Origin of the sequence: Streptomyces collinus Tu 365 (genome assembly GCF_000444875.1) — a bacterium.
GTDB classification, from domain to species: domain Bacteria; phylum Actinomycetota; class Actinomycetes; order Streptomycetales; family Streptomycetaceae; genus Streptomyces; species Streptomyces collinus_A.
Map to the genome: position 1 here is coordinate 5,117,263 of NC_021985.1, position 13,070 is coordinate 5,130,332.

General features: G+C 73.3%; 10 protein-coding genes and 1 pseudogene. 9 read left to right on the top strand and 2 right to left on the bottom strand.

Annotation, left to right across the window (positions count from 1 at the left end; translation table 11 throughout):
• Positions 1–34 precede the first annotated feature (34 nt).
• Entirely contained in the window at positions 35–2,392 is a 2,358-nt protein-coding gene (locus B446_RS22410; protein ID WP_020941705.1) for a glycoside hydrolase family 3 N-terminal domain-containing protein, read from the bottom strand.
• A gap of 141 nt (positions 2,393–2,533) precedes the next feature.
• On the opposite strand from B446_RS22410, the gene B446_RS22415 reads away from it, so the two are divergent.
• The 5 genes and pseudogenes from B446_RS22415 (at position 2,534) to B446_RS22430 (ending at position 7,486) form a co-directional block, all read left to right on the top strand.
• Positions 2,534–3,565 carry a LacI family DNA-binding transcriptional regulator gene (locus tag B446_RS22415; protein ID WP_020941706.1) on the top strand — a complete coding sequence of 344 codons (1,032 nt, stop codon included), beginning with the start codon at positions 2,534–2,536 and terminating at the stop codon, positions 3,563–3,565.
• Between the two features lie 334 nt (positions 3,566–3,899).
• Positions 3,900–4,955, top strand: a complete 1,056-nt coding sequence (locus B446_RS22420; protein WP_193384485.1) for an LCP family protein — start codon at positions 3,900–3,902, stop codon at positions 4,953–4,955.
• Positions 4,956–5,143: 188 nt separating this feature from the next.
• A pseudogene (locus B446_RS40380) lies at positions 5,144–5,524 on the top strand (FG-GAP-like repeat-containing protein); the annotation flags it as partial.
• 306 nt (positions 5,525–5,830) lie between these two features.
• Positions 5,831–6,187 (top strand): YciI family protein, encoded by a 357-nt coding sequence (locus B446_RS40385; protein WP_020941708.1) that lies wholly within the window; start codon positions 5,831–5,833, stop codon positions 6,185–6,187.
• A 45-nt stretch (positions 6,188–6,232) separates the two neighbouring features.
• Positions 6,233–7,486, top strand: coding sequence for an RNA polymerase sigma factor (locus B446_RS22430; protein WP_020941709.1), 1,254 nt, complete (start codon positions 6,233–6,235; stop codon positions 7,484–7,486).
• Between the two features lie 13 nt (positions 7,487–7,499).
• Here the strand turns inward: B446_RS22430 and B446_RS22435 are convergent, their stop codons facing one another.
• The gene (locus B446_RS22435) at positions 7,500–8,666 is read right to left on the bottom strand and encodes a THUMP-like domain-containing protein (protein WP_043476241.1); all 1,167 of its coding nucleotides are present in this window, start codon (positions 8,664–8,666) and stop codon (positions 7,500–7,502) included.
• 91 nt (positions 8,667–8,757) lie between these two features.
• Here B446_RS22435 and B446_RS22440 point away from each other — a divergent pair, with 91 nt between their 5' ends.
• From B446_RS22440 to groL, 4 genes are all read left to right on the top strand, one after another.
• The gene (locus tag B446_RS22440; protein ID WP_020941711.1) at positions 8,758–9,690 is read left to right on the top strand and encodes a polysaccharide deacetylase family protein; all 933 of its coding nucleotides are present in this window, start codon (positions 8,758–8,760) and stop codon (positions 9,688–9,690) included.
• A gap of 266 nt (positions 9,691–9,956) precedes the next feature.
• Positions 9,957–10,754, top strand: coding sequence for a polysaccharide deacetylase family protein (locus B446_RS22445; RefSeq protein WP_020941712.1), 798 nt, complete (start codon positions 9,957–9,959; stop codon positions 10,752–10,754).
• 251 nt (positions 10,755–11,005) lie between these two features.
• The gene (gene groES / locus B446_RS22450) at positions 11,006–11,314 is read left to right on the top strand and encodes a co-chaperone GroES (protein WP_020132158.1); all 309 of its coding nucleotides are present in this window, start codon (positions 11,006–11,008) and stop codon (positions 11,312–11,314) included.
• Positions 11,315–11,435: 121 nt separating this feature from the next.
• Complete coding sequence (gene groL, locus B446_RS22455; protein WP_020941713.1) at positions 11,436–13,064, top strand: chaperonin GroEL; 1,629 nt, start codon at positions 11,436–11,438, stop codon at positions 13,062–13,064.
• The last annotated feature ends 6 nt before the right edge of the window (positions 13,065–13,070 follow it).

The window sequence follows — 13,070 nt, forward strand, 5'->3', positions numbered from 1 at the left end:
TTGCGGAAGCGGCCTTTCTGTGGTTCCGCCCGGCTCAGTCGGCGGACCCGTCCACGGCGCCGTTCGTCGCCCCGTCCGGTGCCTCGGCCACGGCCTCGCACACCACCTCGCACCGCAGCATCCGGTCCGCGCCCACGGTGCGTACCGGGCCCGTCAGCCGCAGCCGGGCCGTATGCCTGACCTCGGCGCTCGACGGCCCCAACCGCAGTTCCAGTGCCCCCGGTTCGACCACCCGGGTGCCCGAGCGGTCGGTGAAGGCGGACAGGTCGGCGTGGAAGCGGAAGGTCAGCCGCCGGGACTCGCCGGGGGCCAGCTCCAGCCGCCGGTAGCCGATCAGCCGTACGTCGGGGCGGGTCACCGACGCCACCGGGTCGTGCAGGTAGAGCTGCACGACCTCGGCGCCCGCGCGCTCGCCGGTGTTGCGCACGGTGACGGGCAGGTCGTACGAGCCGTCCGTGCCCAGCTCGGTGACCCCGGTGCCGCCCTCCCCCTCCCAGGCGAACTCGGTGTACGAACGGCCGTGGCCGAAGGGGTACAGCGGGGTCGGGTCCAGGCTGCTGACCTCGCCGGCCAGGCCGAGCGGCGGCTGGAGGTAGGTCCAGGGCTGGCCGCCCGGCCCCCGCGGGACGCTCACCGGGAGCCGGCCGGAGGGGTTCACCCGGCCCGACAGGACCCCGGCGACCGCCGGGCCGCCCTCCTCGCCGGGGAAGAACGCCTGCACGACCGCGCCCAGCCGGCCGGCCCAGCGGCCCAGGGCGTACGGACGGCCGGTCAGCAGGACCAGGACGACCGGCACGCCCGTGGCGACCAGCGCGTCCAGCAGCTCGCCCTGCGCTCCCGGCAGGCGCAGGTCGGCCACGTCGCAGCCCTCGCCCGAGGTGCCCCGGCCGAACAGCCCGGCCCGGTCCCCGAGGACCGCCACGCACACGTCCGCCTCCGCCGCCCGGGCCACCGCCTCGGCGAAGCCCGCGGTGTCCGGGTCCGTGACCTCGCAGCCGGGCGCGAACGTCACCTCGGTGTCCGGCAGTTCGGCGCGCAGGGCCTCAAGGACGGTCGGGATCGTGACGCCCGCCGGGACCCCCGGGTGGTGGGGGAGCACATGGCAGGGGAAGGAGTAGCAGCCGAGCATCGCCAGCGGGTCCGCCGCGCGCGGGCCCACCACCGCGACCCGGGCGCCGGGGGCCAGCGGGAGCAGCCCGCCGGGGTTGTCCAGCAGCACCACCGACTCCTCGGCCAGCCGGCGGGCCAGGGCACGGTTGCCCGCCGAGTCGAGGTCGACGGGCCCCTGCGGTTCGGGCCGCCAGTCCTCGTCCAGCAGGCCCAGTTCGCACTTCTGGCGCAGCACCCGGCGGGCCGCCCGGTCCACCAGCGCCTCCGGGACCCGGCCTTCGCGCACGGCGGTCACCAGCGGTGCGCCGTAGCAGCGCAGGGTCGGCAGCTCGACGTCGACGCCCGCGGCGAGCGCCAGGTGTGCCGCCCCCGCGTCGTCCTCGGCGACCCGGTGCTGGGTGCGCAGGAAGCCGATGCCGTAGTAGTCGGCGACCACCGTGCCGGTGAAGCCCCACTCGTCGCGCAGGAGTTCGGTGAGCAGGCGCGGATCGGCGGAGACCGGCACGCCGTCGGTCTCGGTGTACGAGGCCATCACCGAGCGCGCGCCGCCCTCCCGCAGCGCCATCTCGAACGGCGGCAGCGTCACGTCGGCGAACTCGCGCACGCCCGCCCGCACAGGAGCGAGGTTGCGGGCGCCCGCCGAGGACGCGTACCCGGCGAAGTGCTTGAGCGTGGCGACGACCCCGGCCGACTCCAGGCCCCGTACGTAGGCGGCGCCGACGGTGCCGACCAGGTAGGGGTCCTCGCCGATCGTCTCCTCCACCCGGCCCCAGCGCGGGTCGCGGACCACGTCCAGGAGGGGGGCGAGGCCCTGGTGGACGCCGACCGAGCGCAGGTCGTGGCCGATCCGCCGGCCCAGCTCCGCCACCAGACCGGGATCGAAGGCCGCGCCCCAGGCCAGCGGCACCGGGTACGCCGTCGCGCCCCAGGCCGTGAAGCCCGCCAGGCACTCCTCGTGGGCGACCGCCGGGATGCCGAAGCGGCCCGCGGCGGCGATCCGGCGCTGGGCGGCCGCGAGGGCCCGGACGCCCACGGCCGGGTCGACCGGCGCGGTGCCGAAGGAGCGGGTCAGCTGGCCGAGGCCGAGACCGATCAGCTCGTCCCAGTCCTGCTCGGCCGCCATCTCGCGCTGCAGCGGCGCGACCCCCTCGCCGTCCGTGGCCGCCCCTACCCAGACGCCGTAGAGCTGGGCGGTCTTCTCCTCCAGCGTCATCCGGGAGAGCAGGTCCTCGACCCGGGCGGCGGCGGGCAGGGCGGGGTCGCGCCAAGGAGAGCTGGTCATGGAACTCCCGTCGGAGGGGTCGGGGCGCCGACCGTCGGCCCTGCTGGGTTCGAATGTTTCGCTGATAACTCCGAATGTTCCGGAAAGCTATGGCGCAGGCGCACCGCCGTCAAGAGGGGCCGCAGGGATACGATCGCGCCCATGAAGCCTTCGAAGCCCGCAGAACCGCAGACGGCGACCCTCGCCGAGATCGCCAGGGAAGCCGGGGTCTCCGCTCCGACTGTTTCGAAGGTCCTCAACGGCCGCGCCGACGTCGCCCCGGCGACCCGCGGCCGCGTCGAGGAACTGCTGCGCGCCCACGGCTACCGGCGCCGGCGTGCCGAGGCCACCCGCTCGCCGCTGATCGACCTGGTCTTCCACGAGCTGGAGAGCGCCTGGGCGATGGAGGTCATCCGGGGCGTGGAGAACGTGGCCCGGGACACCGGGCTCAGCGTCGTGCTGTCGGAGTCCGCCGGGCGGCTCACCCCCGGGCGGACCTGGGCCGACCAGGTCGCCGCCCGCCGCCCGCACGGCGTGGTCCTGGTGCTGTCCGGGCTCGACGAGTCCCAGCGGGCGCTGCTGACCAGCCGGTCCATCCCGTTCGTGGTGATGGACCCGGCGGGCGACCCCGGCCCGGACGTCCCCTCCATCGGCGCCACCAACTGGCAGGGCGGCCTCGCCGCCACCCGCCACCTGGTGGAACTCGGCCACACCCGGATCGGCGCCATCAGCGGGCCGTCCCGGATGATGTGCAGCCGCGCCCGGGTGGACGGCTACCGGGCCGCCCTGGAGACCGCGGGCCTCCCGGTCGACCCGTCGCTGATCAGGAACGGCGACTTCCACCACGACTCCGGCTACCGCCTGGGCCTCGACCTGCTGCGCGGCCCCGGCCGGCCCACCGCCGTCTTCGCGGGCAACGACCTCCAGGCGCTCGGGCTGTACGAGGCGGCGCGGGAGCTCGGGCTGCGCATCCCGGAGGACCTGAGCGTGGTCGGCTTCGACGACCTGCCGATCGCCCGCTGGGTGGGGCCGCCGCTGACCACCGTGCGGCAGCCGCTGACCGAGATGGCCGAGGCCGCCGCCCGGCTGGTGCTCGACCTCGGGCGCGCCGAGGGCGAGCGGGCGGCGACCCGGGTGGAACTGGCGACGAGTCTGGTGGTGCGCTCCAGCACGGGAGTGCCTCCGGTCGCGTAGGGGGGCGGATGAGTGGGGTGCGCGGGTTGACGGGTGCCGGGGCCGATCCCACCCTCTCCGAAGCAAGTCGGTTGTCAGACCGAAACTTGCGGCGGCATTCCCCCCGTGCGACCTCTGAGAACAGGCTTATCCCTCGCCGGCTCTCCTCACGCGCGAACGCCTCGTACAACGGGGCCGTGTCGGAGGGCGGTTGTGTGACGTTCGGGTGCAACGCCTCGTGGAGCGGGAGCAATCCGGTGCCCAGGGTGACCCTGGGATGAGAATTTCACGAGAAAACCGTCCTTGACGGCCCTTGCTAACAGTCCGCTAATAATTCGGACTTACGTTCCTGCCCGTGACGCGAAAAGACGAGCGAGGCGAAGCGGGCAGACGGACGGGCCGGCGGTCGCGCGTGCTGAAGGCCGCCGGTCTCGTCCTGGCGGGCGCCCTGGTGCTGGGCACGGCCGCCGCCGGATACGCGTACTGGCACCTGGACCACAACATCACAGGCGTCGACATCGACAGCGCGCTCGGCGGCGACCGCCCGGCCAGGGCGGTGGCCACCCCCTCCGCGAGCGCCTCGGCCCCCGCCGCTCCGCTGCCCACCGGGGCCCTGAACATCCTGGTTCTCGGCTCCGACTCGCGCAGCGGCAAGGCCAACAAGAAACTCGGCGGGGGCGACAGCACCGGCGCCCGCTCCGACACGGCGATGGTCGTGCACATCGACGCCGGGCGGACCTCGGCGACGGTCGTCAGCATCCCGCGCGACACGCTGGTCACCCGCCCCTCCTGCCCGCTGTCCTCCGGCGGCTCCACCGCGATCGCCCACCAGGTCATGTTCAACACCGCCTACGAACTGGGCGGCCCGGTGTGCGCGGTGAAGACCGTCGAGTCGGTCACCGGCGTCCGCATGGACCATTACATGGAGGTCGACTTCTCGGGCTTCGCCAAGCTGGTGGACGCGCTCGGCGGGGTCGACGTCACCACCGCCCAGGACATCGACGACGACAAGAGCCGGCTGCACCTCGAGGCCGGCACCCACCACCTGGACGGCACCCGCGCGCTCGCCCTCGCCCGCACCCGCTACAGCCTGGGCGACGGCAGCGACCTCGGCCGCATAGGACTCCAGCAGAAACTGGTCAAAGCCCTGCTCGCGCAGATGGCGCGGACCAGCCTGCTCACCGATCCCGCCCGGCTCTACAGGGTCGCCGACGCCGCCACCGCCGGCCTCACCACGGACACCGGCCTGGACTCCCTGGGCGAACTGGCCGGCCTCGGGCGGAGCCTGAAGGGCTTGACGGCCGACCGGGTGCGCACGGTGGTGATGCCATGGCTGACGGCACCCTCCGACCCCAACCGGGTGGTGCCGAGGGAACCGGCGGCCGGCCGGTTGTGGGCGTCGTTGCGCTGACGTCTACAACCAAAGTCCCTGCCACGGAGTCTCGTTCCGTGTTCGAGCCACGGCAGTCCGGGGCGGGCTACGTCGCCGTCATGTACGGCGGTCCGCACGGGCTGCCCACGCGCCACCGCACGATCATCAGCAGGGCCACGGCCGGGATTCCCGGCAGCCCGGCCAAGAATCAGAAGTTCGGCCTGCAGATGTCCAAGGGCGACCTCAACGGCGACGGCCGCACCGACCTGGCCCTGACCTCCTACTGCGGCGACGGCAGCCACTGCGTCCAGCTCTACGTCAGCGGCCCCTCCGGGCTCACCCGGGTCACCGACTTCCCCGGTGGCAACGGCCCGGCCGCGATCGGCGACCTCGACGGCGACGGCTACGACGACCTGGTCACCGCCTCCTCGGAGGACGAGCGGATCTCGGTGGCGTACGGCTCGCCCTCCGGGCTGGGTGGCAGGGACACCTGGCGGACGTACACGCAGGACACGCCCGGTGTCCCCGGTGCGACGGAGGAGGACGACAGGTTCGGCGCCTCGGTCGCCGTCGGTGACGTCACCGGTGACGGCATCGCCGACGTGGCGGTCGGCGCGCCGGGCGAGAACACGTCCGAGGGCGTCGTCGACGTGCTGCGCGGCAGCAGTTCCGGGCTGACCGGCACCGGTGCCCAGGCCTTCACCCAGAACACCGCGGGGTTCCCGGCAGCGCCGAGCCGTACGACGGTTTCGGGTCGAAGTAGGCGGCCGGCGGCGCGCGGGACAACGGTGTGCGCGACCCCGGAAAAAACTTCCGGGATTTTCCCGGGGGACGTGTCGATCCGGGTGTCTCCCGTTCGACGCATGGGTGAGCGGCGGGGACAGGACCCCGCCGCCCCGACCGGAGGAGCCACCATGCCCCGCTACCTGTCCCTCGTCCGCATCGACGAGAACTCCACCCCCGCCGAGGGCCCCAGCGAGGAGCTGATGCGCAAGATGGGCGAGCTGATCGAGGAGATCACCAAGGCCGGCGTCATGCTCGACACCGCCGGCCTCACCCCCACGGCGCAGGGCACCCGCGTGCACTGGGAGGGCGGCCGGATCTCGGTCACCGACGGGCCCTTCACCGAGTCCAAGGAGGTCGTCGGCGGCTACGCGCTCATGCAGTGCAAGGACAAGGCCGAGGCCCTGGAGTGGACCAAGCGGTTCCTGCAGGTCCACGAGGAGTTCTGGACCGTCACCTGCGAGGTCCGGGAGATCGCGGAGGGCTGAGGTCTCCCTGGCGCACGGCCGCCCGGGGGTGTTGCATGGTGGGCTGTGGAACCACAGCCCACCGCGGCGCACGCGATCGAGACCGTCTTCCGTCTGGAGTCCCCGCGGATCGTCGCCGGCGTCGCCCGCGTCGTGCGGGACGTCGGCATCGCCGAGGAACTGGCGCAGGACGCGCTCGTCGCGGCGATGGAACAGTGGCCCCGGGACGGCGTGCCCGGCAACCCCGGCGCCTGGCTCATGGCCACCGCCCGGCACCGCGCCGTCGACCTCGTCCGGCGCCGCGAGACGTACGCCCGCAAGCTCGCCGAGATCGGCCGGGACCTGGAGACCACCGCCCCGTTCGAGGAGCCCGCCGACCCCGAGGACATCGACGACGACCTGCTGCGGCTCGTCTTCACCACCTGCCACCCGGTGCTGTCCCCGCAGGCCCGCACCGCGCTCACGCTGCGACTGCTCGGCGGCCTCACCACGGCCGAGATCGCCCGTGCCTTCCTCGTACCGGAGCCCACGGTCGCCCAGCGCGTCGTCCGCGCCAAGCGCACCCTCGCGACCAGGAACGTCGCCTTCGAGGTCCCCTACGGCCCCGACCGCGAGGCCCGCCTCGGGTCCGTCCTCGACGTCATCTACCTGATCTTCAACGAGGGGTACGCGGCCACCGAGGGCGACGACCTGCTGCGGCCCGGGCTGTGCGAGGACGCGCTGCGCCTGGCCCGGGTGCTGTCCGCGCTGATGCCCAAGGAGCCGGAGGTGCACGGGCTGACCGCGCTGCTGGAGTTCCAGGCCTCCCGCGCCGCGGCCCGCACCGGCCCCGACGGCGCACCGGTGCTGCTGAAGGACCAGAACCGGCGCCGCTGGAACCGCATGCTCGTCGCCCGCGGCGTCCAGGCCCTCGCCCGCGCCGACGCCACCGGCACCGGCGCTCCCGGCCCCTACGGCCTCCAGGCCGCCATCGCCGCCTGCCACGCGCACGCGTACACCTACGAGGAGACCGACTGGCGGACCATCGCCACCCTGTACGGGCTGCTCGCGGCCCGCTCCCCGTCCCCGGTCGTCGAGCTGAACCGGGCCGTCGCCGTGTCGATGGCCGACGGTCCCGCCGAGGGCCTGCGGCTGGTGGACGCGCTCGCGGCGGAACCCGCCCTGCGCGACTACCACCTGCTCCCCAGCGTGCGCGGCGACCTGCTGAGTCGGCTGGGCCGCACGGCGGAGGCCCGCGCGGAGTTCGCCCGCGCGGCGTCCCTGACCCGCAACGCACGCGAACGCGCGCTCCTGCTGGGCCGGGCCGCCGGGGACGGCTGAGCGGGCGCGTCGGTCAGCGGGCCGGGTGGCCGAGCAGCATGGTGGGCGCGCCCGCGACACGGGTGAGGAAGACCGTGGCGGAGTGCGGGCCCTGGGGCTTGACCTTCCTGCGCAGTTCCTCCGGCTCGACCGCCGAGCCCCGCTTCTTCACGGTCAGGACGCCCACCTCGCGCTCCCGCAGCAGGGCCTTGAGCCGCTTCACGTTGAACGGGAGCCGGTCCGTGATCTCGTAGGCGGTGGCGTACGGCGTCGGGCGCAGCGCGTCGGCGGTGACGTACGCGATCGTCGCGTCGAGGAGGCCGCCGCCGACCTCCTCGGCCACCTCGGCGACCAGGTGGGCGCGGATGACGGCGCCGTCGGGCTCGTACAGGTACCGCCCCACCGGCCGCACCTCCGGGTCGGGCAGGCCGCGTCCCGGCAGGGTGCGCGGGCCCGGCAGCAGCGTGGCCCGCACGGTGCCCGGCGCGCCGGTCCCGAACCACAGCACGGCCTCCTTCACGTCCCCGCCGTCCGAGATCCACTCGGCCTCCGCCTCGGCCGGGACCGCCTCGTGCGGGATGCCGGGCGCGATCTTCAGCGCGGCCCGGGGTGCGCCGAGCGCCGTCTGAACCGCCCACGACAGGGGCGGTGAGTAGGCCTCGGGGTCGAAGATCCGGCCCCGGCCGCCGCGCCGCGCGGGGTCCACGAACACGGCGTCGTACCCCTGGGTGCTCACCTCCGTGACGTCCGCCTCGCGCACCTCGATGAGTTCCGCGAGCCCCAGCGCCTCCGCGTTCGCCCGCGCCGCGGCCGCCGTCAGCGGGTCCCGGTCCACGGCCAGCACCCGGATGCCGGCCCGGGCCAGCGCGATCGCGTCGCCGCCGATCCCGCAGCACAGGTCGGCGACCGAGGTGACGCCCAGGTCCTTCATCCGGGCCGCCCGGTAGGCCGCCACGCTCGCCCGGGTCGACTGCTCGACCCCGTTCGGCGTGAAGAACATCCGCCCCGCGTCCCCGGCCCCGAACTTCGCGGCCGCCCGCTGCCGCAGCCGGGCCTGTCCGAGCGCCGCCGACACCAGGTCGGCCGGGTGCTCGCGGCGCAGCCGGGTGGCGACGGCCAGTTCCCGCGCGGGGTCGGTGTCGCGCACCTCGTCGAGGAGGGCGCGGCCTTCGGGGGTGAGGAGGAGGGCGAGGTCGTTCACCGGGTCATTGTGGGCCAGTCGGTGGACGGTGCGCTTCCGGGCGGCGGTGTCGGCCCGGGTTCGGTGCCGGGGCCTGCGAGGATCCGGCACCATGCGAGTCGTAGTACAAAATGACAAATTTCGGGCACGACTCCAGCGAGTCGCCCTCCGCAGCGGACTGGCCGCCCTGGCCTGCGCCGCCGTCGTCTCCGGCTGCTCCGCCCCGGGCACGGACCCCGGCTCCGGGGGCGCCCCCGGCCGGCAACCCGGCCGGGGCGGCCCCGACCGCCCCACGGACCCCCGGGCGCGCCTCGCCGCCGAGCACGAGCGCCTGGTCGCCGCCACCCGGCGCTGGGACCTGGACCAGGTACCGCTCACACCCCCGGCCCCGCCGGCCGTCAAGCCGAGGATCACCCCCCGCGACGGCTTCGAGGTGGACGGCCAGCGCGAGGAGAACCTCCCCCCGGTCTTCACCACCGTCCCGACCCGGCAGAAGGTCGTGTTCCTCACCATCGACGACGGTGACAACAAGGACCCGGACTTCCTGCGCATGATGAGCGACCTGAAGGTCCCCTACTCGGCCTTCCTCAGCAACTACCTCGTCAAGAACGACTACGGCTACTTCCGCAGGATGCAGTCCGAGGGCCACACCCTCAACAACCACACCCTCACCCACCCCTACCTGCCCGGTCTCTCCTACGAGGAGCAGAAGGACGAGATCTGCGGCATGCAGGCCGTCATGAAGAAGCAGTTCGGCAAGGCGCCGACGGTCTTCCGGCCGCCGTACGGCGACTACAACGGCGACACCCTGCGCGCCGCGAAGTCCTGCGGGATCAGGTACGCGCCCATCTGGGACGAGGAGGTCTTCGTCGACCACTGGGAGTACCGCGACGACGACCGCAGCCTGCACCCCGGCGACATCGTGCTCACCCACTTCCGCGGCCGCAACGACTGGAACGGCACGATGGTCGACGACATGCGCCGCTTCCTCAACAAGGTCACGCGCGACGGGTACGCCGTGGCACGCCTGGAGGACTACCTGTGAGGCGCGGGGGGCCGACGGGGGGTCACGGACCGACCCCGCGGGCCCCGCGGGGTCGGCGGCACCGGCGTACGGGGACCGGGACGCCGGGGGCGGGGCCGGCGCCTGCGCCCGCCCCTGGGCCTGCGCCCGCCCCCGGGCCGGGGCGGGAGTCCGGCGCTGAGCGCGGCGGTGGGCGTGGTGGTGCGCCGGCCCGGCGCGCTCTCGGACGTGCCGGTGCGCGGGCCCGGCGGTCCAGGACCGGCGCGTCGGCGGCCGGTCCGGCGGCCGTGCTGGGTGCCGTCCTCGCCGCGGTCCTCCTGCTCGCCGGCTGCGCCCAGTCCGTCGACCCCATCGAACGCCTGGGCAAGCGCGCCGCCCAGGGGGTACGGGCGTCGAGCCCCGCCGGTGACCAGGTCTACCGCCGCTGGGGCCTGGCCGCCCCGCTCGCCGCGCCGCCCAGCCACCCGGCCCGGCCGCTCACCGCCCAGCGCCCGGGCACCTCGCCGCTCCGGGTGGTGCGGAGCGTCCCCACCTCCGACAAGGTCGTCTTCCTCACCTACGACGACGGCGCCGAGCGGGACCCGCGCTTCGTCGACATGGTCCGCGACCTGCGGCTGCCGGTCAGCTTCTTCCTCACCGACAGCGTCGTGGGCCCGGGCTACGGCCACTTCGCCCGGCTGCGCGCGGTGGGCGCCGGCATCGAGAACCACACCCTGGACCACCCGGCGATGGCCGGGCTGCCGTACGCCGGACAGCGCGCCGAGATCTGCGGCCAGCAGGAGAAGCTGAGGTCCCGCTTCGGCCTGCGCCCCCGCCTCTTCCGCCCGCCCTACGGCACGTACGACACCACGACCCTGCGCGCCGCCGCCGACTGCGGCGTCTCCGCGCTCGTGCTGTGGCGCGCCGCGATGACCTCCGACGGCATCTCCTACGCCGCGGGCGCCCACCGTCTGGTCCCCGGCGACATCGTCCTCGTCGGCCCCGACGAGGCCACGGGCCCCGACCTCAAGGAGCGCACGCGCCGGCTGCTGCGCGAGGCGCAGGCCCAGGGCCTGACCGTGGGACGCCTCGAGGACTACCTGTAGGAGACCCGGCGATCGCCGTGGAGCACCCGGCGCTCCGGGGCCGGCCGGGGGCCGATGATCCACGACGCGCCGCCGTAATTGGCACTCCGCTTGACCGAGTGCTAACCCCGGTCATAGTCTCGGCTCTGGCACTCCCCCCTGGAGAGTGCCAAATACGCGACGGGCAGGTCCGGCACCCGCGACGACGGATCCACCTGGTCGCCACCTCAGACAGTTAACCCCGTGAGATCTCCGAAGGGGGAGGTCGGATCGTGACGACCACCAGCTCCAAGGTTGCCATCAAGCCGCTCGAGGACCGCATCGTGGTCCAGCCGCTCGACGCCGAGCAGACCACCGCCTCTGGCCTGGTCATCCCGGACACCGCGAAGGAGAAGCCCCAGGAGGGCGCCGTCCTCGCCGTGGGTCCGGGCCGTTTCGAGAACGGCGAGCGCCTGCCGCTCGACGTCAAGGTCGGCGACGTCGTGCTGTACAGCAAGTACGGCGGCACCGAGGTGAAGTACAACGGCGAGGAGTACCTCGTCCTCTCGGCTCGCGACGTCCTCGCGATCATCGAGAAGTAGTCACCTCGAGCACTTTTTGCTCTTGACCTGCGCCCCTGGCCCCCGCGACCGATAACGAAGCCGGGCGCCCGGGGCGCAGTCGTCTTTACACCCACAGATTTCCGAGAGGGCTTCCGCTGTCATGGCGAAGATTCTGAAGTTCGACGAGGACGCCCGTCGCGCCCTTGAGCGCGGCGTCAACAAGCTGGCCGACACGGTGAAGGTGACGATCGGCCCCAAGGGCCGCAACGTCGTCATCGACAAGAAGTTCGGCGCCCCCACCATCACCAACGACGGTGTCACGATCGCCCGCGAGGTCGAGATCGAGGACCCGTACGAGAACCTCGGCGCGCAGCTGGTGAAGGAGGTGGCGACCAAGACCAACGACATCGCTGGTGACGGCACCACCACCGCCACGGTGCTCGCCCAGGCGCTGGTACGCGAGGGCCTGAAGAACGTCGCCGCCGGCGCCTCCCCGGCCGCCCTCAAGAAGGGCATCGACGCCGCGGTCAAGGCCGTCTCCGACGAGCTGCTCGCCTCGGCCCGCCCGATCGACGAGAAGTCCGACATCGCCGCCGTGGCCGCGCTGTCCGCCCAGGACCAGCAGGTCGGCGAGCTGATCGCCGAGGCGATGGACAAGGTCGGCAAGGACGGTGTCATCACCGTCGAGGAGTCCAACACCTTCGGTCTGGAGCTGGACTTCACCGAGGGCATGGCCTTCGACAAGGGCTACCTGTCGCCGTACTTCGTCACGGACCAGGAGCGCATGGAGGCCGTCCTCGACGACCCCTACATCCTCATCAACCAGGGCAAGGTCAGCTCCATCCAGGACCTGCTGCCGCTGCTGGAGAAGGTCATCCAGGCCGGCGCCTCCAAGCCGCTGCTGATCATCGCCGAGGACGTCGAGGGCGAGGCCCTGTCGACCCTGGTCGTCAACAAGATCCGTGGCACCTTCAACGCCGTCGCGGTGAAGGCCCCGGGCTTCGGTGACCGCCGCAAGGCCATGCTGCAGGACATCGCCACCCTCACCGGCGGCACCGTCATCTCCGAGGAGGTCGGCCTCAAGCTCGACCAGGTCGGTCTCGACGTGCTGGGCTCCGCCCGCCGCGTGACCGTCACCAAGGACGACACCACGATCGTCGACGGCGGCGGCGACTCCGCCGACGTCGCGGGCCGCGTCAACCAGATCAAGGCCGAGATCGAGAACACCGACTCCGACTGGGACCGCGAGAAGCTCCAGGAGCGCCTCGCGAAGCTGGCCGGCGGCGTGTGCGTGATCAAGGTCGGCGCCGCCACCGAGGTGGAGCTGAAGGAGAAGAAGCACCGTCTGGAGGACGCCATCTCCGCGACCCGCGCCGCGGTCGAGGAGGGCATCGTCTCCGGTGGTGGCTCCGCGCTGGTCCACGCCGTCAAGGTGCTCGACGGCAACCTCGACAAGACCGGCGACGAGGCCACGGGTGTCGCGGTCGTCCGCCGCGCCGCCGTCGAGCCGCTGCGCTGGATCGCCGAGAACGCCGGCCTCGAGGGCTACGTGATCGTCTCCAAGGTGGCCGAGCTCGACAAGGGCAACGGCTACAACGCCGCCACCGGCGAGTACGGCGACCTGGTCAAGGCCGGCGTCATCGACCCGGTCAAGGTCACCCGCTCCGCCCTGGAGAACGCCGCCTCCATCGCCTCCCTCCTCCTGACGACCGAGACCCTGGTCGTCGAGAAGAAGGAAGAGGAGCCGGCCGAGGCGGGCCACGGCCACGGCCACGGCCACTCCCACTAGTCTCGC

What these genes read in the sequence shown, in the direction of transcription:
- B446_RS22415 (WP_020941706.1), top strand. Translation starts at nt 2,534, where the DNA reads ATGAAGCCTTCGAAGCCCGCAGAACCGCAGACGGCGACCCTCGCCGAG.
- B446_RS22440 (WP_020941711.1), top strand. Translation starts at nt 8,758, where the DNA reads ATGCGAGTCGTAGTACAAAATGACAAATTTCGGGCACGACTCCAGCGA.
- groL (WP_020941713.1), top strand. Translation starts at nt 11,436, where the DNA reads ATGGCGAAGATTCTGAAGTTCGACGAGGACGCCCGTCGCGCCCTTGAG.
- B446_RS40385 (WP_020941708.1), top strand. Translation starts at nt 5,831, where the DNA reads ATGCCCCGCTACCTGTCCCTCGTCCGCATCGACGAGAACTCCACCCCC.
- B446_RS22410 (WP_020941705.1), bottom strand. Translation starts at nt 2,392, where the DNA reads ATGACCAGCTCTCCTTGGCGCGACCCCGCCCTGCCCGCCGCCGCCCGG.